Annotated in this window: 17 protein-coding genes; 7 read left to right on the top strand and 10 right to left on the bottom strand. The window is 62.9% G+C overall.

Features of this window, described 5'->3' with window-relative positions:
* Positions 1-16: 16 nt before the first annotated feature.
* Positions 17-715, bottom strand: a complete 699-nt coding sequence (locus ACZ5WT_RS13120; RefSeq protein WP_464284234.1) for a glutathione S-transferase family protein — start codon at positions 713-715, stop codon at positions 17-19.
* Positions 716-812: 97 nt separating this feature from the next.
* On the bottom strand, positions 813-1,253 hold the full coding sequence (locus ACZ5WT_RS13115; protein ID WP_464284233.1) for a glyoxalase superfamily protein: 441 nt from the start codon (positions 1,251-1,253) through the stop codon (positions 813-815).
* Positions 1,254-1,666: 413 nt separating this feature from the next.
* On the opposite strand from ACZ5WT_RS13115, the gene ACZ5WT_RS13110 reads away from it, so the two are divergent.
* The gene (locus ACZ5WT_RS13110; protein WP_464284232.1) at positions 1,667-2,437 is read left to right on the top strand and encodes a sulfite exporter TauE/SafE family protein; all 771 of its coding nucleotides are present in this window, start codon (positions 1,667-1,669) and stop codon (positions 2,435-2,437) included.
* A gap of 55 nt (positions 2,438-2,492) precedes the next feature.
* Here ACZ5WT_RS13110 and ACZ5WT_RS13105 read toward each other — a convergent pair whose 3' ends face one another.
* The 4 genes from ACZ5WT_RS13105 to ACZ5WT_RS13090 form a co-directional block, all read right to left on the bottom strand.
* Positions 2,493-4,586 (bottom strand): molybdopterin-containing oxidoreductase family protein, encoded by a 2,094-nt coding sequence (locus ACZ5WT_RS13105; protein WP_464284231.1) that lies wholly within the window; start codon positions 4,584-4,586, stop codon positions 2,493-2,495.
* A 116-nt stretch (positions 4,587-4,702) separates the two neighbouring features.
* Positions 4,703-5,329, bottom strand: coding sequence for a hypothetical protein (locus ACZ5WT_RS13100; RefSeq protein WP_464284230.1), 627 nt, complete (start codon positions 5,327-5,329; stop codon positions 4,703-4,705).
* 254 nt (positions 5,330-5,583) lie between these two features.
* Positions 5,584-5,898 carry a quaternary ammonium compound efflux SMR transporter SugE gene (gene sugE, locus ACZ5WT_RS13095; protein ID WP_464287211.1) on the bottom strand — a complete coding sequence of 105 codons (315 nt, stop codon included), beginning with the start codon at positions 5,896-5,898 and terminating at the stop codon, positions 5,584-5,586.
* Between the two features lie 144 nt (positions 5,899-6,042).
* Entirely contained in the window at positions 6,043-7,593 is a 1,551-nt protein-coding gene (locus ACZ5WT_RS13090) for an MDR family MFS transporter (protein ID WP_464284229.1), read from the bottom strand.
* Positions 7,594-7,728: 135 nt separating this feature from the next.
* Here ACZ5WT_RS13090 and ACZ5WT_RS13085 point away from each other — a divergent pair, with 135 nt between their 5' ends.
* Both ACZ5WT_RS13085 and ACZ5WT_RS13080 read left to right on the top strand, forming a co-directional pair.
* Entirely contained in the window at positions 7,729-8,334 is a 606-nt protein-coding gene (locus ACZ5WT_RS13085) for a MarR family winged helix-turn-helix transcriptional regulator (protein WP_464284228.1), read from the top strand.
* Between the two features lie 48 nt (positions 8,335-8,382).
* Positions 8,383-9,600: an MFS transporter gene (locus tag ACZ5WT_RS13080; RefSeq protein ID WP_464284227.1), complete on the top strand. Its 1,218-nt coding sequence runs from the start codon at positions 8,383-8,385 to the stop codon at positions 9,598-9,600.
* Between the two features lie 42 nt (positions 9,601-9,642).
* Here ACZ5WT_RS13080 and ACZ5WT_RS13075 read toward each other — a convergent pair whose 3' ends face one another.
* Both ACZ5WT_RS13075 and ndk read right to left on the bottom strand, forming a co-directional pair.
* Positions 9,643-11,586, bottom strand: a complete 1,944-nt coding sequence (locus ACZ5WT_RS13075; protein WP_464284226.1) for a DEAD/DEAH box helicase — start codon at positions 11,584-11,586, stop codon at positions 9,643-9,645.
* A 150-nt stretch (positions 11,587-11,736) separates the two neighbouring features.
* Positions 11,737-12,159: a nucleoside-diphosphate kinase gene (gene ndk / locus ACZ5WT_RS13070; RefSeq protein ID WP_464284225.1), complete on the bottom strand. Its 423-nt coding sequence runs from the start codon at positions 12,157-12,159 to the stop codon at positions 11,737-11,739.
* Positions 12,160-12,344: 185 nt separating this feature from the next.
* On the opposite strand from ndk, the gene blaOXA reads away from it, so the two are divergent.
* The 4 genes from blaOXA (at position 12,345) to ACZ5WT_RS13050 (ending at position 17,046) form a co-directional block, all read left to right on the top strand.
* Positions 12,345-13,139, top strand: a complete 795-nt coding sequence (blaOXA, locus tag ACZ5WT_RS13065) for a class D beta-lactamase (RefSeq protein ID WP_464284224.1) — start codon at positions 12,345-12,347, stop codon at positions 13,137-13,139.
* A gap of 148 nt (positions 13,140-13,287) precedes the next feature.
* Positions 13,288-15,159, top strand: coding sequence for an ABC-F family ATP-binding cassette domain-containing protein (locus ACZ5WT_RS13060; RefSeq protein WP_464284223.1), 1,872 nt, complete (start codon positions 13,288-13,290; stop codon positions 15,157-15,159).
* Between the two features lie 65 nt (positions 15,160-15,224).
* Positions 15,225-16,067 carry a DUF4344 domain-containing metallopeptidase gene (locus ACZ5WT_RS13055; protein ID WP_464284222.1) on the top strand — a complete coding sequence of 281 codons (843 nt, stop codon included), beginning with the start codon at positions 15,225-15,227 and terminating at the stop codon, positions 16,065-16,067.
* Between the two features lie 97 nt (positions 16,068-16,164).
* Positions 16,165-17,046 carry a DUF4344 domain-containing metallopeptidase gene (locus tag ACZ5WT_RS13050; protein WP_464284221.1) on the top strand — a complete coding sequence of 294 codons (882 nt, stop codon included), beginning with the start codon at positions 16,165-16,167 and terminating at the stop codon, positions 17,044-17,046.
* On the opposite strand, the gene ACZ5WT_RS13045 is transcribed toward ACZ5WT_RS13050, so the two are convergent.
* Positions 17,039-17,656: a YitT family protein gene (locus ACZ5WT_RS13045; RefSeq protein ID WP_464284220.1), complete on the bottom strand. Its 618-nt coding sequence runs from the start codon at positions 17,654-17,656 to the stop codon at positions 17,039-17,041. The genes ACZ5WT_RS13050 and ACZ5WT_RS13045 overlap by 8 nt on opposite strands.
* Positions 17,653-18,099 carry a DNA polymerase III subunit chi gene (locus ACZ5WT_RS13040; RefSeq protein ID WP_464284219.1) on the bottom strand — a complete coding sequence of 149 codons (447 nt, stop codon included), beginning with the start codon at positions 18,097-18,099 and terminating at the stop codon, positions 17,653-17,655. The genes ACZ5WT_RS13045 and ACZ5WT_RS13040 overlap by 4 nt, the downstream gene beginning before the upstream one ends.
* Positions 18,100-18,117: the final 18 nt, after the last annotated feature.

Genomic DNA, 18,117 nt, shown 5'->3' with positions numbered 1-18,117 from the left:
CGCCTCGGCTCGCCTTTTAGCGCTGGTTGAACAGCACCTTCTGGGCGTCGCGATCCTTGCTGAGATCGGCCTGGGGCGCGTCCTTGCCGATATTGAGGCCCTTCTGCACGGCCGGGCGCGCATTCACGCGGTCGATCCAGGCGGCGAAGTTCGGCAAGTCCGTACGCGAGATGCCGTAGCGTTCCCACGACTGGGCCCAGCCGATGCTGGCGATGTCGGCGATGGAATAGTCGCCGGCAATGTAGTCGCGGCCGGCCAGCCGGGCATCGAGCACGCGGAACAGACGATGGGTTTCGTCTGTGTAGCGCTTCATGGCGTAGGGGATTTTCTCGGGCGCGTAGACGTTGAAGTGGTTGTTCTGGCCCAGCATCGGGCCAAAACCGCCCACCTGCCAGAACAGCCATTCGTCGACTTCCACCTGCTGGCGCGGATCGGTGGGATAGAACTGGCCGAACTTGAGGCCGAGATATTTCAGGATCGCGCCCGACTCGAAAATCGAGATCGGCTGGCCGCCCGGGCCTTCAGGGTCAACGATGGCGGGGATCTTGTTGTTCGGCGAAATGGCCAGGAATTCCGGCTTGAACTGGTCACCCTTGGTGATGTCGATGCGATGGTAAGTCCACGGCACGCCAAGCTCTTCGAGCATGATATGCACCTTCTGCCCATTGGGCGTGGGCAGCGAGTAGGCATCGATCGGTTTGGTCTGGGTGGTCATGGCCGGTTCCGTTGGAATTAAGTACACGGAATATATCGGCATTTTACGATGAAGGGCAAGGTAACAGAATTCTACCCTGCCCTTCTCATGTAACAGATCATGCCTTGTGCAGCACCATCTGGGGATTTCCATTACCGCGCAGCGCCGAGGAGATGCCGTGCACATCCACGGTGGCGGTAACGCGATGGCGATAGGCCGCGAACATGAAGGTGGGCGTGACGTTGACGGGCTCGTCGAAAACCACGGTCACCGTATAGTGCTGCATATCGCCCAGCAGGTTCACCCCGATGAGCACGCCGGTAAATGGCTGGTCGAGGTAAAGCCCCTTGACCTTCATGCCGACCTGGAACGGCACCACAACCCGATCGGGCAAGGCCGCACGGGCGGTGTTCCAGTCCCGATAGCCATGCGCGCGAGCAACATGCTCGAGCGCCGCGCTATGCGACAAGGTTTCGCCAATGGCAGCGCGCTGTTCGCGCAGGGCCTTGGCTTCAGACTTCAGGGTTTGGGCAGTTGGGGTATCGAGTGAAAACGACATGACAAGGTCCTCTCATTTGCGATGAGGCGACTTTTCCATGGGGGCTCGCGTTGCCATGATGCGCCTTGCAAAGATGAACCAGGGTTCGGTCTTCAGCTCGGGACTGGGCTTCACCATCGGAACATTCCGGCGAGCGGCGGGTGCCAGCAACCTGCGCGGGATATGCGCGCTGGGGCCGGTTTTGTCAATGTCATGGCAGCGATGCGATCAATCGCAGTGATGGGGCTGATCAGACAATAGCATTGGGCCCGTGCCGCCGCACGGGCTAAGCAACCCCGAGCCACCCCGCGACGGCGCACCCAAGGGCTTGATCCGCGGAGCAAATTCAGCGCGGTATGAGTGGCGAGGCACCTGCGGATCATCTTCCGCGGGGATTGTGGCGGGCAACTGCGCGCGCCCGGGGGAATTAATCGATGCTCGAAACACTGTTCCTGTTTGTCACCGGCCTGCTGGGCGGTGCGGTCAATTCGCTGGCAGGCGGCGGCTCGTTCATCGTGTTTCCAGCGCTGATGTTCGTCGGCGTGCCGCCCGTGGTGGCCAATGCGTCCAACACCTATGCGGCCCTGCCCGGCTATGCCAGCGGCGCCTTCGGCTATTGGGAGGCCATGCGCCGCTACAAGGACAAGCTGGTGCTCTACACCATCATGGCCGCGGTGTTCGGCTATGTCGGCGCCGAGCTGCTGCTGGTGGTCTCAGACGAAGTTTTCTCGATGGTCGTGCCGTGGCTGATGCTGTTTGCCGTGGTGCTGTTCGTTTTCGGCAACCAGATCAGCGCCTTCGTTGCGTCGCGCGCCGGCGGCGGCAAGGGCATGAAGCTGCTGGGCAGCGCCGTGCTGCTGGTCTTCCTGGCACTGGTCTGTATTTACGGCGGCTTCTTCAATGCCGGCCTGGGCATCCTGCTACTGGCCTTCCTCGCCACCGCGGGCCTCACCGACATCCACGCGATGAACGGGCTCAAGCTCTATATCTCGGCCGTTGTGGCAGCCGTTGCCGTGGTCCGCTTCGCCCTCGATGGCTCGATCGACTGGTACCACGGCTCCATCGCGCTGGTCGGCGTCACCATCGGCGGGTACCTGGCCGCCAAGAATGCCCACCGCATTCCCACGCAGTGGATCCGCATGGGCGTCATCGTCTACGGCGTCATCATGACCGGGTATTTCTTCTGGGGTGCGTATGGGGCCTAGGCGCACGACCTCGTGGTTCGAGGCTCGCGAAGGGCTCGCACCTCACCACGAGGGCCTACTCCGCCAACCTGATCCATACCGCCGCATCGTGAAACGCCGCCCCGCCAAAGGGGGGCGCGGGCGTGGCGTTGGTCAGGGTGTTGATGCCCTTGCCGTGGCGGTGCGCCTTGTTCTGGTGCAGGCCCTCGGCAATCAGCACGCCTGTCGGTAGACCCGTGCGGACCCGCGCTGTGAGGTCGACCTGCCCTCGGCGATTGCCGACCGTCACGAACACCCCGTCCTCGATCCCCAGCCGCGCCGCATCCTCGGGGTGAATGAACACCGACGGCACGCCCTCTCGCTTCTGGCTGCCGGGCGTTTCGTTGAATGAGGAATTAAGGAAAGCCCGCGCCGGGCTGGTGGCGAGCCGGAACGGGCGCTCGTCGTCAGCGGCTTCGATAATGTCCCAGTGGTCGGCGAAGCGCGGCATCTCCGACGGATCGCAGGTCCACTGATAGTTCTTTTTGATGCGCGCGCCTTCCCAATCAGGCGCGAAGCGGAACCGCTTGTCGGGCCACGCAAAGCCCTCGGCAAACCGCGCCACAGCGTCGGGCCGTTCGCGATCGACGAAGCCGGTCTTTTCCACCTCTTCGAGCGCGGGATAGTTCGAGCGCCGGAAGGTCTCGGCAATTACGTCGCGGGCACTGGTCTTGAACAGGTCGCTGTCCACGCCCAGCCGCAGCGCGAGGGCGTTGATGACTTCGTGGTTCGAACGCGTCTCGCCGGGGCCCTGGATCAGCGCAGGCCCATAGAGGATGCGAGTGTGGCCACCGCGCGAATAATAGTCATTGTGCTCGAGGAACATCGTGGCCGGCAGCACGATATCGGCGAACTCCGCCGTTTCGGTCATGAACTGCTCATGCACCACCAGGAACAGGTCCTCGCGCGCGAAGCCGCGATGGGTCAGCGTCTGGTCGGGCGCCACCGAAGCCGGGTTGGTGTTCTGGATCAGCATGGCCTTCACCGGGCCGCCACCCTTGAGCGCCTTGGCATCGCCGGTGAGGATCGGCCCGATCTCGGACATGTCCAGCAAGCGCGGCTCGCCTTTCTGCAGGGCCGAGCCGGTGATCGCCGACTTGTCGAGCTGCCAGGTGCCCGAATTGGAGTGGAAGGCCCCGCCACCGCGATGCTGCCAGGCGCCGGTCATCGCCGGAATGCAGAGCGCCGCATGCATGGCCGTCGAGCCATTGCGCTGGCGGGTAAAGCCATAGCCCAGCCGGAAAAAGCTGCGCGGCGTAGTGCCGACGAGATGGGCGAATTCGGTGATCTGCTCGACGGTGAGCCCGGTGATCCCAGCCGCCCATTCCGGCGTGCGGGTGGCGAGATGCGCCTCAAATTCCGGGCTGAAATCAGTGTGGCTGGCCATATAAGCGCGATCCGCGAGGTTATCGCGCAGCAGCACATGCATCACCGCAACGGCCAGCGCGCCATCCGTGCCGGGCCGCACCACCAGCCCCAGATCGGCCTGCGCCATGGTGGCGGTTTCGTAGATGTCGATGACGACGATCTTGGCCTTGCGTTCCTTGCGGGCGCGCATGGCGTGGGTCATCACATTGACCTGGGTATGCACAGCATTGGTGCCCCAGATGACCACGCAGTCGCTCTCGGCCATCTGCTCGGGATTGACCCCGCCGATAATGCCCGCCCCGGCGATATAGCCGGGCCAGGCGGTGCCGGTGCAGATGGTGTCATACTGGCGCGAATAGCCCTTGGCCGCGCGCAAGCGATCGATCCCGTCGCGCTGCACATGCCCCATCGTGCCGGCGTAGTAATAGGGCCAGACCGCCTCTGCGCCGTGCTCGGCCTCCACGGCCGCGAAGCGCGCGGCGATCTCGTCAAGCGCCTCGTCCCAGCTGATCTGCTGCCACTGCCCGGCGCCCTTGAGGCCGACCCGGCGCAGCGGATGCGTCAACCGTTCGGGATGGTGCACCCGCTCGGCATAACGCGCGACCTTTTCGCAAATGACCCCAGCAGTATAGGGATCATCCTTGGCCCCGCGCACCCGGCCGATCGTGTGATCGTCAAGGATATCGACATCCAGCGCGCAGGCGGACGGGCAATCGTGCGGGCAAACCGAACGGGCGGTGCGAATAGCGACAGGCTGGTTCATGGCGCGACGATATCCGAGCCTCGGCCCCCGCTCAATTGAATTGGAATGATGGAAGCTATGTGCGGCGTTGATGGCGCAACCTGACCAGCCACGCCCTCCTGGGATGGAACCGCCCTCTAAAGCGTCGCAAACGCCTTCGTGGACGTCTCGCTGTTCCGCCGCGCCCGCGTCGTCGCGTGGATGGCCAGTTGCGCCGCCCCCGAATGGAACTGCGAGAACGTCACGCGCTGCGCGTCGTGAGTGGCAATGGTTACGCCACGCCAGTTGGGCTCAACCGAGCGGACGTCGGACCAGGCCAGTTTCGTTTCGCGGCCCAGTGCCGTGCGATGCTCCAGCACAGCATGGTTCCAGCGCACCCGGGTGAACAGGCCTCCGAGCCCGATACCAAGCGCCCCTACCCCAAGCATCAGCGATGCCAGGAAGGTCGCGACCATCTGCGTCGCCGCAACATGCCGCGTGCCGCCGATGAAGATCACCGCGAACATCAGCACGATGGAAAGAGCCGCCGCGCCGTAGCAGGCGAAATACTCCATCATCGACGGCCGCAATTCGGACCACCCATCAATGGAAACGGCTTCCTCGCTCTGCATCAGGCGCAGCGCCAGAAATGCCGCGTAGCCAAACGCAACCACCCCGGCTGCGCGGGCCAGCGGCAAACCTGCAGTCAGCGGAACGTATTTGAGGAAAATGAGTGAAACGATCACGACAAGTGGCAAAGCCACTTCCTGCCAGCGCAAGGGCACTATTGCTCTCCAAAGATATTGGCGGGCCGGTGACGCGAATTCGGCATTGCTATGACTAAAACCTAGCAAGGATCGCTGATTTGGCCATTAACAAATTTGGGAGCGGGCCGTGATACCGCCCAACATCTGCTTTTATGCAACAGAATGCGCCGGCCAGCGGTTTCACGCGCTGAGTCAACACGCTCGCATTCTGATTCAAGACGCTGGCCAGACGATTCACGTCCGGCCGCCATCTCATTGTTTTATAACAGCTATCAGCTGACGAGCTTGAGCCCGACAATGCCGGCGACGATCAGCCCGATGCTGGCGAGGCGAGCTGCGGTCACCGGGTCGCCAAACAGGTACATGCCGAGCAGCGCCGTGCCCACGGTGCCAATTCCGGTCCACACGGCATAGCCGGTGCCCACCGGCAGGTCGCGCAGGGCCAGCCCGAGCAACGCCACACTGATGACCATAGCGCCGAGCGTCAGCACGGTGGGGACCAGCTTGGTGAAGCCATCGGTATATTTCAGGCCGATAGCCCAGCCCATTTCAAACAACCCGGCGATGACGAGGTAAACCCAGGCCATGGACTTCTCCTTGGTGGCGGGTCGTCCCACCGAAAATGCATGAAACCGCGCGAGGTCGTCCACGCGCGGTTTCATGCATTATTCCAGTTCACCCCGAAGGTGAAGTGCGTCGCCGGACCATCCGATGGTCCCCCGGCGCAGGCCTCAGGTGGCCGGCGCACCGACCGCCGCGGCCGCTCCGCGTTCTTCGGCGTCGATTTCGGCTTCCGGCTCCCGGCGCAGCGTGTTTGCCAGCGGCAGTTCCTCCAGCATCAGCGCCAGAAGGAAGGCCAGGCCAGCGGCAACGGCAGCCGTGAAGAACACCGGATGCAGCGCAGCGGCAAAACCCTCCACCACCTGCTGACGCAGTTCAGGAGGCAGGCTCGCGATGGCCCGCGCATCAAAGGCACCGCCCTCGCCTGCCCGGCTCGCCAGCCCGCTGGCAAAGATCGCGCCGAACACGGCCACACCGATCGATCCGCCGATCTGGCGGAACATCGTGGTGCCGGCGGTCGCAACGCCTACCAGCTTGGGCGAGACGGCATTTTGCGTAGCGGTGACGCTGACGCTGTTCACCGGGCCAATGCCCATGCCGACGATCAGCATATAGAGCGCAATCTGCCAGTCCGGCGTATCGAGCTGCATGAAGGCCAGCAGCAGCATGCCGATGGACAGCAGCGCCGTCGACATCACCGGCAGGATCTTGTAGCGCCCGGTCTTGCTCATCACGAAGCCCGACAGCGTCGAGGCGCCGATCAGGCCGATCATCATCGGCAGCATCTGCAGCGCCGAATTGGTGGGCGAAACGCCCTTGGCGATCTGCAGGAACATCGGCAGGAAGGTGATCGAGCCGAACATTGCCATGCCGACGAGGAAGCCGACGCTGTTAGTCACCACGAAAGTGTTGTTGGTGAACAGCTGCAGCGGCAGCACGGGCTCGGAAGCACGCGACTCGACCCAGATGAACAGGCCCAGCGCCACGGCGGCGGCGACCATCAGGCCGATGATCTGCGGCGAGCCCCAGGGGAAGGTGTTGCCGCCAAGGCTCGTCGCCAGCACGAAGGCCGAGAGCGCGGCCGTCAGCAGCACGAAGCCCATATAGTCGATTTTGTGTGCGACGCGCGTGGCCTTGGGCTTGAGCACGAGGCTGATCACCAGCAGGGCCAGAATGCCGAGCGGCAGGTTGATCAGGAAGATCCACTGCCAGTTCAGATGCTCGACAATTGTGCCGCCCAGCAGCGGGCCAGCCACCGTCGACACACCGAACACGGCGCCGAAAATGCCCTGGATCTTGCCGCGTTGGCGCGGAGGAATGACGTCGGCCACCACGGTCATGGCAACCACCATCAGACCGCCGCCGCCCAGGCCCTGCACCGTACGGGCGAGGATCAGGAACGTCATCGAGGTGGCCATGGCCGATAGCGCCGCGCCGATCAGGAAGATGGCAATGGCGAATTGCAGCACGATCTTGCGGCCGTAGAGGTCGCCAAGCTTGCCGTAGATCGGGGCGACGACGGTCGAGCTGAGCAGATAGGCGATAACAACCCAGGTCAGGTGATCGAGCCCGCCGAGCTCGCCGACAATCACCGGCAGCGCCGTGGAAACGATAGTTTGGCCGAGCGACGCGAGCAGCAGCGTCACCGCAACAGCCAGGATGATGAGGCGCACCGATTGAGGTTGGGGCGCTTCAGGAGCGCTTTGAACTTGCTGGGACATTGAGGAACCTGTTTGCGCGGGACCGCGACATAGCGAACCCTTGCGAGTAAAATGATTGAGGCATATATCTGCCCCGAGCAATTACGTGTCAATAGCATGCAATTGCGCAACGCATGCATAATTGCGAGACCTGCAATGCCTGAATCCACCAAGATCGACGTCAATGCCCTGCTGCGGAAGGCCGGCATTTCGCCCGCCACCGCCGACGCGACCATGGTTGTGGATGGGCTGCTGCAGGAGTGGCGCCGCCGCGCCGCCAAGCGTGAACTCAGCATCCGCGCCCTTAGGGATCTCGGCCTCGACATCGATCAGGCCCAGCTCGACGTGCTGATCGTGGTCTATGGCGCCGAGGCCAATTCGACCTCCGCCGATGGCGAAGTAATGGTTTCTTCGGTGGCCGAACGGCTGGGCATCGACCCCTCGCGCGCCAGCCGCCTGGTCAGCGAAATGGTGGAAACCGGCTACACCCGCCGGGCCGTCAGCCAGGCCGATGCGCGCCGCACCATTATCGAATTGACCGATGCTGGCCGCGCTGTGGTCGAGGCGATCCGCGCCTACAAGTTCCTGGTCATGGGCGACTTTCTCAGCCGCTGGAGCCCCGAACAGCTCGCCATGTTCGTGCCGATGATGCAGGAATTCGCGGCTTGGCAGGCCCATACCGAGCACAGCTCCGGCAAATTCGCCGCCGATATTGCCGAAATTGCCGAAAAGATCAGCCGCTTCCGCCCGGTCAAAGTATAGACGGACTCGACGGCGCCGATTATTGATGCCCCCGCCTTGGGAGGGGACATGAGCCAAACAATCAATACACGCATGCCAGTTACGGCCATGCTCGGCGCCAACATGTTCTTTTCCGGCGTCACTTTCGCCGCCACCGTTCCCTATGCCTCGATTGTCGGGGTGGAAACGCTGGGCATGAGCACAGCGCAATTCGCCACCCTCTACTCGGCTAGTGCCATCGTCGGCACGTTCATCTCGGTGGCGCTGGGCTACCTGTCCGACAAGCTGCCCGATCGCCGCATTCTGGTGCTGATGGCGACCCTGGCGGGCATGCTTGGCCATGGCCTGATCTACCTTGTGCCGACCCAGCTCTCGTTTATCATCGCCACCGCGCTGGTGATGCCACTGGGCTTTTCGGCATTCTCGCAGAGCTTCGCCTATGTGCGGGTATTCTATAACCGGCGCGATCCGGCCAAGGCCGATTTCATGGTGTCGGCGCTGCGCACGGTTTTCACAGTCGCCTGGACCATCGTGCCCCCTCTCGCCGGCTATGTGGCGGCCGAATATTCGGTGTTCGACGTCTATCTGATGTCGGCGCTGTCCTATGCCGCGTGCGGGCTGATCTTCGTCACCATGATGACCGACAAGTGCACACGCGTCGCCAACGTGCCCCCAGCCCCCAAGGCAGCGACCGTTCCCGGCGCCCCGGTCGGCCGCCTGCCCCTGCCGATCATCAGCGGCATTGCAGGCCTCACGATCATCGTAGTCGCCACGCGCCTTTCCGGCATGGGCATGCCACTGCTGATCGTTACCCAACTGGGCGGCACGCTGGCCGATGTCGGCATCTATGCCGGCATTGCGGCGGCGCTGGAGCTGCCGTTCATGATCGGCTGGGGCTATCTGCTGGCGCGGTTCAGCAAGGAATCCATCCTGATATTCAATGGCGTGCTCTATGCGCTCTACCTGTTCCTGGTCAGCCAGGCGCAATCGGTCAGCGATGTGCTGTGGCTGCAGGGGCTCAACGGCATCGCAATGGCCGCGCTCATGTCGGTCAATATCAGCTACCTTCAGGACGCCATCAAAGGCCGGGTCGGGCTTTCGACCTCGCTCATGGACGTGGTGGCCATTGCCGCCACCCTGCTCAGTTCGGCCGCCTTCGGCCTGTGGAGCGCTGGCGCCGACTATCGCGTGGTGATCACCGGCGGCGCCGGCTGCGCTGTGGCCGGGGCCCTGATCATGCTCGCCGGCAACACGGGCCGCCTGCGACGCGTCGCGCCGGCCCAATAGCAAAACACCCGCGGATCGCTCCGCGGGTGCTCAAATCAGACGTCAGACCTGCGGCTTGCGCTTGGGCTTGTGGTCCTTGTTCGGCTTCTTGGCCGCGCCGTCAGCGGCCTTGCCGGCCCACTTTGGCTTGCCCTTGTCCTTGGCCGGAGCAGCCTTGGGGGCACGCGGCTTGTCGAAGTCGGGCTTGGGCGGACGCGCATCGAAATCGGGCGCCGGATTCCAGCTGCCGGTTGCCGGCTCTGCGAAATCGTCGGGACGCATGCCACCGCTGCCATAGCGCTGCTTGCGGTCGGCACGTTCCGGGCGCGGAGCATTGGGGTCGTAGCGCTCGATGGGACCGGGCGGACGACGCTGGCCCGGAGGCGGACCCGCGCGGCGCTCGCCGGGACCATCGACGGGCAGGATATTGACGCCACGTTCGCCCGAACCATTCTTTTCGACGCTCTTGGCAAAGGCATCAGCCTTCGGTGCGGCAACTTCAAAGATGGACTCGGTATCGAAAATGCGGATCGATCCGATGGCGGTCTTGGTGACATTGCCGGCCTTGCACAGCATCGGCAGCAGCCAGCGCGGCTCGGCCTTGTGCTTGCGGCCAACGGTGACCTTGAACCAGGTGCCGCCCTCGAAACGCTCGCGGGTACGCGGATCCTTGTCGCCCGGCTTGTCGAAGACCGGCGCATCGGAAACATCTTCCGGTGCCGGACGAGCGGCCAGCTGCTGGCGCAGATAAGCGGCGGCAATGGCTTCCGCGCTGTGGCGAGCCATCAGCTGGGCGACGAATTCGGCCTCATCCTCGGCCACCGGCGCGCTGAGCATTTCGTTGCTCAGGATGCTTTCGCGGTAGCGGGCCTCGATTTCCTCGGCCGTGGGCGGGCGCATCATCGAAACGTCGAGCTTGGCGAACTTCAGAACGCGCTGCGCCACGTTGCGGCGGTGCATCGGGGAGATGATGACGCAGGTACCCTTGCGCCCGGCACGGCCGGTGCGGCCCGAACGGTGCAGCAGGGTATCGGGGTTGGTCGGCAGGTCGGCGTGGATCACCAGGTCCAGGTTCGGCAGGTCGATGCCACGTGCCGCGACGTCGGTCGCCACGCAGATGCGGGCGCGGCCATCGCGCATGGATTGCAGCGCATTGGTGCGCTCGGCCTGGCTGAGTTCACCTGACAGGGTCACCACGTCAAAGCCGCGGTTATGCAGCCGTGCCGACAGGTGCTTGACGCCTTCGCGGGTCGAGGCGAACACGATGGTGTTGACCGCCTCAAAATACAGCAGCGTGTTGATGATGGCGTTTTCGCGCTCGGCGGCGGGCACCAGCATCAGCTTGTAGTCGATGTCGGCGTGCTGCTCGTTCGAGCTGGTGGCGGCCACGCGCAGTGCGTCGCGCTGGAAGGTCTTGGCCAGCTGGGCGATCGGCTTCGGCACCGTTGCCGAGAACAGCAGCGTGCGACGATCTTCCGGGGCGGCATCGAGAATGAACTCCAGGTCTTCGCGGAAACCCAGGTCGAGCATTTCGTCGGCTTCATCGAGCACGACGGCGCGCAGGGCCGACATGTCGAGGCCACCGCGGGTGATGTGATCGCGCAGTCGGCCGGGGGTGCCGACGACGATATGGGCGCCGCGCTCCAGCGCGCGCCGCTCGGTGCGGGCATCCATGCCACCAACGCAGGACGCGGTCTTGGCGCCGGCTTCGGCATAGAGCCAGTCGAGTTCGCGCTGCACCTGCAGGGCGAGCTCGCGGGTTGGCGCAATGACGAGGGCAAGCGGCGCGCCGATTTCGGTGAAGCGCTCGGCGTCGCCCAGCAGGGTCGGCGCAATAGCCATGCCGAAGGCAACGGTCTTGCCGGAGCCGGTCTGCGCGGAAACCAGCAGGTCGCGGTCGGCAGTTTCGTCCTCGATGATCGCGGCCTGGACCGGGGTCAGCGTTTCGTAGCCCTTGGCGGCCAAGGCGCGTGCGATTGGAGCGAGGATAGTCTCGGGAAGGGACAAATCAGTAATTTCCACATGGGGAGGGCCCCCACGTGTCCTCCCCTGTTGATCGGGAGGGGGCCATGGAGATCCTGATGGTGTGCATGATAGCACAAACAAGAAAAAAGGCCGCCCGGCGGGCGGCCTTCGAAATTTGCTTAGCGGATGGGCTTAGCCGACGATTTCGTCGTCGTTGAAGAAGAACTTGATTTCTTCAGCAGCGGTTTCCGGAGCATCCGAACCGTGGACGGAGTTTTCGCCGATCGACAGGGCGAATTCCTTGCGGATGGTGCCTTCAGCGGCCTGGGCCGGGTTGGTTGCGCCCATGACTTCGCGGTTCTTCAGGATGGCGCCTTCGCCTTCCAGAACCTGCACGACGACGGGCGATGCGATCATCTGCTCGACCAGCTCGCCGAAGAAGGGGCGTTCCTTATGAACTGCGTAGAAGCCTTCGGCCTGTGCGCGGGTCATGTGGATCTTCTTCAGAGCGACGGGGCGCAGACCGGCTTCCTCGAACTTGGCCAGGATCTTGCCAATGAGGTTGCGACGGACGGCATCGGGCTTGATGATGGAGAAAGTGCGTTCGAGCGCCATGGATCGATCCTTGAATGGGTCTGTTTAAGAGGTGGCGCCTTTTAGCGGTAGATAACGACAGACACAAGACGGCGAAGAGCGTGCCAGCCATGCGGCGACAGCTTTCTGCTGCCGCTCACGCCGTTCTTCACATTTTCGACACGCCATGCGGGCTTCTCAAGGGTCCTGTCACCGGAAACCAGCCCATGTTTTCACGCCTGTCCATCGCACTGCTGCTCGCCTCTGTCGCCGCCGGGCCTGCGCTGGCGGCCGAGCCGCTCAACTGCACGGTCATTCTCGATGCGCGCAGCGGCGACGTGCTGCTGCGTGATGGCACCTGCGACCAGCGCTTCGCGCCCGCCTCCACCTTCAAGCTGCCACTGGCAGTGGTCGGCTACGATGCGGGTATTCTTGTCGATGCCGAGACGCCGCACTGGGACTGGCAGCCGGGCCTCACGGCGCCGCAACGCGACCACAAGCCGGTCGACCCCACGATCTGGGAGCGGGATTCGGTCCTGTGGTACTCCCGCGAAATCACGAGGCAACTCGGCCCCGAGACCTTCGCCCGCTACATGACCGGCCTGAACTACGGCAATGCAGACGTCTCGGGCGTGCCGGGCCAGAACAATGGCCTCACTCATTCATGGCTGGGCGCGTCGCTGCTCATCTCCCCCGACGAGCAGGTGGATTTCGTGCGCCAGCTGGTGTTGGGCACCCTGCCCGTCTCCTCCAACGCACAGCGCTGGGCGGCGACCATCCTTCCCGATTTCGAGGCTGGCGGCTGGACGGTCAGTGGCAAGACCGGCAGTGGCTGGGTCTCCGACGCCAATGGAGCCTATTTCCGCGACCGCCCGCTCGGGTGGTTCGTGGGCTGGGCCGAACGAGGCCAAGACGCCGTGGTGTTCGCGCGGTTGCGCGTGGATGGCAAACGCGCCGCCGACAATCTAGGCCCGATCGTGCGCGCTGACTTCCTCGCGGAGCTGCCCGCCCTGCTGCCGTGAAGCCGCAGAGCGCCTCTAATGCGGCAAAGCCGGTTGCCATAAGGCCTGCTTAACTCTATCCAACCGCCAAACGATTTTTTCGCAGGGTACTTGCCGTGCTGGCCTTGTTGCCGCGGGCGCCCTGCCCCTCTCCAAAGATTGCCCCGCTATGTTGACCATCAACAATCTCACCTATCGCATTCAGGGTCGCGAGCTGTTCGAAGACGCTTCAGTGGTGCTGCCCACTGGCTCGAAGACCGGCTTCGTCGGCAAGAATGGCACGGGCAAGACCACGCTGTTCCATCTGATCCAGGGCCACATCCACCCCGATGCCGGTTCGATCGAGCTGAACAAGAAGGCCCGCATTGGTGCGGTGGCGCAGGAAGCGCCCGCCGGCAATGAAAGCGTTCTCGATGTTGTGCTGGCCGCCGACAAGGAACGCACTGCGCTCCTTGCAGAGGCAGAGACCGCGACCGACCCGGACCGCATCGCCGAGGTCTATACGCGCCTGGCCGATATCGACGCCTATTCGGCCGAGGGCCGTGCGTCGTCCATTCTCAAGGGCTTGGGCTTCGAGCAGGATCGCCAGAATGCGCCGACCCACGAACTGTCGGGCGGCTGGCGCATGCGCGTCGCCCTGGCCGGTGTGCTGTTCAGCCAGCCCGACCTGCTGCTGCTCGACGAACCGACCAACTATCTCGATCTCGAAGGCACGCTCTGGCTCGAGAAGTATCTCGCGACCTACCCCTACACCGTCTTCATGATCAGCCACGATCGTGACCTGCTCAACAAGTCGGTCAACTCGATCATCCATCTCGAGCATCGCAAGCTGACCTTCTACAAGGGCAATTACGACACGTTCGAAACCACCCGCCGCATGCAGATGGAGCTGAACAACAAGGGCCGCGAAAAGTCCCTTGAACAGATCGCCCACCTGCAGAAGTTCGTTGATCGCTTCAAGGCCAAGGCTACCAAGGCCAAGCAGGCGCAATCGCGCATGAAGATGATCGAGAAGCTGAAGCCACCGGCAGCCATGTTCGACGAATACGCTGCCCCCTTCACCTTCCAGCAGCCAGAAGTCGAACTGCCGACCCCGATGCTGACGTTGGACGGCGTTTCGGCCGGCTATGGCGACAAGACCATCTTGCGCAACATCAACATGCGCATCGACCCCGAAGACCGCATCGCGCTGATCGGCGTGAACGGCAACGGCAAGTCGACCTTCGCCAAGCTGCTGGCTGGCGACATCGCGCCGATGGGCGGCACGCTGCGCAAGGGCAAGAAGCTCGAGATCGCTCACTTCGCCCAGCACCAGATGGACAAGCTCAAGCCCGAATGGACCCCGTTCGAGCATATCGTGGACCTGATGCCGACCGAGAGCGAAGCCAAGCGCCGCTCGCGTCTCAGCCAGATGGGTCTGACCAAGTCGCGCATGGACACCAAGGCCAAGAACCTTTCGGGTGGCGAGCGCGCTCGCCTGCTGATGGGTCTCATCACCTTTGGCGGCCCGGGCATGATGATCCTCGACGAGCCGACCAACCACCTCGACATCGACAGCCGCGATGCCCTGGTTCACGCGCTCAACGACTTCGAAGGCGCCGTGCTGATCATCAGCCACGACCGCCACCTGATCGAAGCCACCTGCGACACACTGTGGATCGCCGAAGGCGGCACCATCCGCGAGCTCGACGAAGACCTCGACAGCTACCAGCGCAGCATTACCTCGACCAAGGAAGGCAAGGGTGGCGGCAATGGCGCCAAGGGCGAGCGCAAGCTCTCCAAGCAGGAAGCTGCCGCCAAGCGCGCCGAAGTCGCCCCCATCAAGGCCTCCATCAAGGATGCCGAGACCAAGATCGACCGGCTCAAGAAGGAACTCGACAAGATCGAGGCCCAGCTCGCCGACCCCAAGGTCTACAACGGTGCGCCGGACAAGGTGATCGCCCTCGGCAAGGACAAGGCGCGCTTCGCCGCCGAGCTCGAAACCAACGAAGAAAAATGGCTGGCGCTCAGCGCCGAACTCGAAGAGGCCGAACGCGATTGACCGGTCGTTGACAGTGACACGCCATTGTCGTTGCCTTGACCGGTGAATTCGGCTGAAAGTCTCTTATGGGTCGTTTCGGGTCTGCGCTGATTGTTGCACTGCTGGCGGGAATGCTCTGCATCCCCGCCACAGCGCAGGCACAGCCGCTGAACAAGCAGAAACAGCAAGAAGATCGTCAGTTTGCTGCAAGCAATAGCTTGTTCGTGCTGTACCACGAAGTCGCTCACCTGCTGTTCCATCAGCTCGACCTGCCCGTGCTGGGCCGCGAGGAGGATGCGGCCGACAACGTGGCCACATGGATCCTGCTCAAGCAGAGAAATCCGCGCAATGACAATGTGTTAGCCGATGCGGCCCGCGGCTGGCTGCTGTCTGGCGAAGCCTATGGCAGTGGCGAGTATGAGGACGATTTCGCCGCGGGCCACAGCCTCGACAAGCAGCGCGCCTACCAGATTGTCTGCATGATGGTCGGCAAGGACGATTCAACATTTCGCCGGATTGCTGACGATTATCGTATGGAGCGCGACCGGCAGGATAGCTGCTACTGGGACTATGAAACCGTCGATCGCTCCCTCTCGGGACTGCTGGGCGGACGCAATCTCAAGAGTGGCCAGGGCACCAGGGTGACGGTGACCTACCATCCGGTCACCGGCAAATTACGCAGCGCTGCCAATGCTTTCCGGGCCAGTGGCGTCTTCGACGAGGTCGCCGACGAGCTGCGCCGGAATTACAATCTCACCACCCCGGTGGCCTTCAACGCCAAGCGCTGCGGCGAAGCCAATGCCTTCTACGACCCGGAAACCGTCGAGATCATTTTCTGCTACGAGCTGATGCAGGATTACATGGATCTCTACACCGCCGCGACACCGACCTTCGGCAAGCAAAAAAAAGCCGAAACTCTAACGGCTTAGCGGTAACTCCAAGTAGATTTCTGTCTCCCGTTGGCGGCGACACCCCACTCGCAGTAAAACTGCAGGCGGGGTCCGATTCGTGACCTTGGGGGACAGCATGAATATTCGGACCTGGGGCACCGCGCTCTGCATCGGCGCGGCTATGAGCAGCGGCGCGATCGCGCAGGGCTATTCCGACGAAGACCTTGCATGGGCTATGGAATTTGCCATGCACGACGCCATGTTCACCATGTACCACGAGACCGGGCACATGTTGATTGGCGAGCTCAACCTGCCCGTTCTGGGCAAGGAAGAGGATGCCGCCGACGCCCTGGCCGCCATCATGATGCTAGCCCCCAATGATGACGAGATCGAACGCCACAACGCGCTGATTGACGCCGCTGACGGCTGGTACTTCCAGGCGGTCAACAGCACCGGCGAAGGTATTGAATCTCTTTCATATTATTCGGACCATAGCCTCGACATCCAGCGCGCCTACGCCATGGTTTGCATGATGGTGGGCAATGACCCGGAGTCCTTTGCCGAGACCGCCGACGCCTATGAAATGGACGCCGACCGGCAGGAAGGCTGCGCCTATACCTATGCCCAGGCCGAGGAAAGCTGGACGCGGGTGCTCGAGGACCATGCCGTGGTCGATGAGCCAGGTGTCGCCATCGAAGTGATCTATGAGGATGCCGGCGATTATCAGGAGTTCGCCGACGAACTCATGTCACGCCAACTGCTTGAAAACACTGCTGATCTGGTGATGGGCCGCTACGTATTGCCCGGCCCTGTGGTGTTCCGGGCCATGCAGTGCGGCGAGGCCAACGCCTATTACTATCCCGGCGAAAGCGAGGTCGTTTACTGCTACGAACTCGCTGAATACATGCGCGACCTCTACCTCACCGACATCCTCGGCGCCTATGGCGACGAGTATGTCGAAGAAGAGGAAGCGGAAGAGGCCCCTACCCGCTCAGGAAACCGCTTCACGCCTAGCTGAAACCGACATAGCGGCCGGGGCGGTGATTGGTGGCGATGATCAGATTGAGCACCACCGCCCCGATGATGGAGTAAATCACCCTGTCGAATGGCAGCACGAAGAACGCCGAAATCAGGATCACGGCATCGATGCCAAGCTGGAAATAGCCAGCCCGAATTCCGAAATTATCCTGCAAATACAAGGCGAGAATGTTGATCCCTCCGACGCTCGCCTTGTGGCGGAACAGCGAAAGAATTCCGAGGCCGATCATGCCGCCGCCCACAATGGCCGCATAGAGCGGTTCGATCCGGGAGATATCAAGCCAGTCCGAAATGTGGGCGGAGAAAAAGGACACCAGCGCCACACAGACGAAGGTCTTGATCGCGAAGGGCCAGCCCATGCGCAGCACCGCTAAAATGTAGAACGGCAGGTTGATGGCAAAGAACAGCCAGCCGAACGGAATGCCGGTAACATATTGCAGCAGCAGCGCTAAACCAGCCGTACTGCCGGTGATGAGGGTAACCTCGGCGTAGAAAACGATGCCGAGCGACACCAGCATGGTGCCGATAAGCATGGCAAAGATATCTTCTGGAAGGGTGTGACGACTCGGGCTCGCGAGGTCAGGCGTCATGCTTTTTTGGTCCAGCGACCATCGGCTTCCTGCTGCCAATAGGTCAGTTTGTTGGCGCCCCGCAGCGCCGCCCAGGCGCCCCGCGCCTCGACCACCGCGTCGGGATCATGGCCGGAGAACATGTAGACCACGCGCTCGTAGCCCTCGATGTCCCGCGGCACCGCCCGATCCACGAAGAACCGGACATTGGCGCCGTTGGGATTTTCGGTACCAGTGGTGATCAGCACCGGCTGGTGCGGATCGGTCTCCTCGCCGGCAAGACCGTGCGCGATGAAACTGTCATCGCGCCAGGTCCAGAGATGGGTATCCAGCGTCTCGGCGCGCTCGGGTGAGCCCACTTCCACCACCGCGCGCCAGCCGCGCTCAAGGGTCTTTTCCAGCAATAGTGGAATGACCGCTTCAAGCGGGCGGGCTTCGAGATGGTAGAAGAGGACGTCGGGCACGCGGTGCTCCAAAGATGC

The organism is Devosia sp. T2-14, assembly GCF_055397495.1.
The sequence above is the reverse complement of the archived record's forward strand: the minus strand, read 5'-3'. Positions and strand labels throughout refer to the sequence as shown.

Bases quoted from the DNA above. Each gene is read 5' to 3' on its own strand.
- ACZ5WT_RS13120 (WP_464284234.1), bottom strand. From the start codon at position 715: ATGACCACCCAGACCAAACCGATCGATGCCTACTCGCTGCCCACGCCC.
- ACZ5WT_RS13115 (WP_464284233.1), bottom strand. From the start codon at position 1,253: ATGTCGTTTTCACTCGATACCCCAACTGCCCAAACCCTGAAGTCTGAA.
- ACZ5WT_RS13050 (WP_464284221.1), top strand. From the start codon at position 16,165: ATGAATATTCGGACCTGGGGCACCGCGCTCTGCATCGGCGCGGCTATG.
- ACZ5WT_RS13105 (WP_464284231.1), bottom strand. From the start codon at position 4,586: ATGAACCAGCCTGTCGCTATTCGCACCGCCCGTTCGGTTTGCCCGCAC.
- ACZ5WT_RS13110 (WP_464284232.1), top strand. From the start codon at position 1,667: ATGCTCGAAACACTGTTCCTGTTTGTCACCGGCCTGCTGGGCGGTGCG.
- ACZ5WT_RS13085 (WP_464284228.1), top strand. From the start codon at position 7,729: ATGCCTGAATCCACCAAGATCGACGTCAATGCCCTGCTGCGGAAGGCC.
- ACZ5WT_RS13090 (WP_464284229.1), bottom strand. From the start codon at position 7,593: ATGTCCCAGCAAGTTCAAAGCGCTCCTGAAGCGCCCCAACCTCAATCG.
- ACZ5WT_RS13080 (WP_464284227.1), top strand. From the start codon at position 8,383: ATGAGCCAAACAATCAATACACGCATGCCAGTTACGGCCATGCTCGGC.
- blaOXA (WP_464284224.1), top strand. From the start codon at position 12,345: ATGTTTTCACGCCTGTCCATCGCACTGCTGCTCGCCTCTGTCGCCGCC.
- sugE (WP_464287211.1), bottom strand. From the start codon at position 5,898: ATGGCCTGGGTTTACCTCGTCATCGCCGGGTTGTTTGAAATGGGCTGG.
- ACZ5WT_RS13055 (WP_464284222.1), top strand. From the start codon at position 15,225: ATGGGTCGTTTCGGGTCTGCGCTGATTGTTGCACTGCTGGCGGGAATG.
- ACZ5WT_RS13060 (WP_464284223.1), top strand. From the start codon at position 13,288: ATGTTGACCATCAACAATCTCACCTATCGCATTCAGGGTCGCGAGCTG.
- ACZ5WT_RS13045 (WP_464284220.1), bottom strand. From the start codon at position 17,656: ATGACGCCTGACCTCGCGAGCCCGAGTCGTCACACCCTTCCAGAAGAT.
- ndk (WP_464284225.1), bottom strand. From the start codon at position 12,159: ATGGCGCTCGAACGCACTTTCTCCATCATCAAGCCCGATGCCGTCCGT.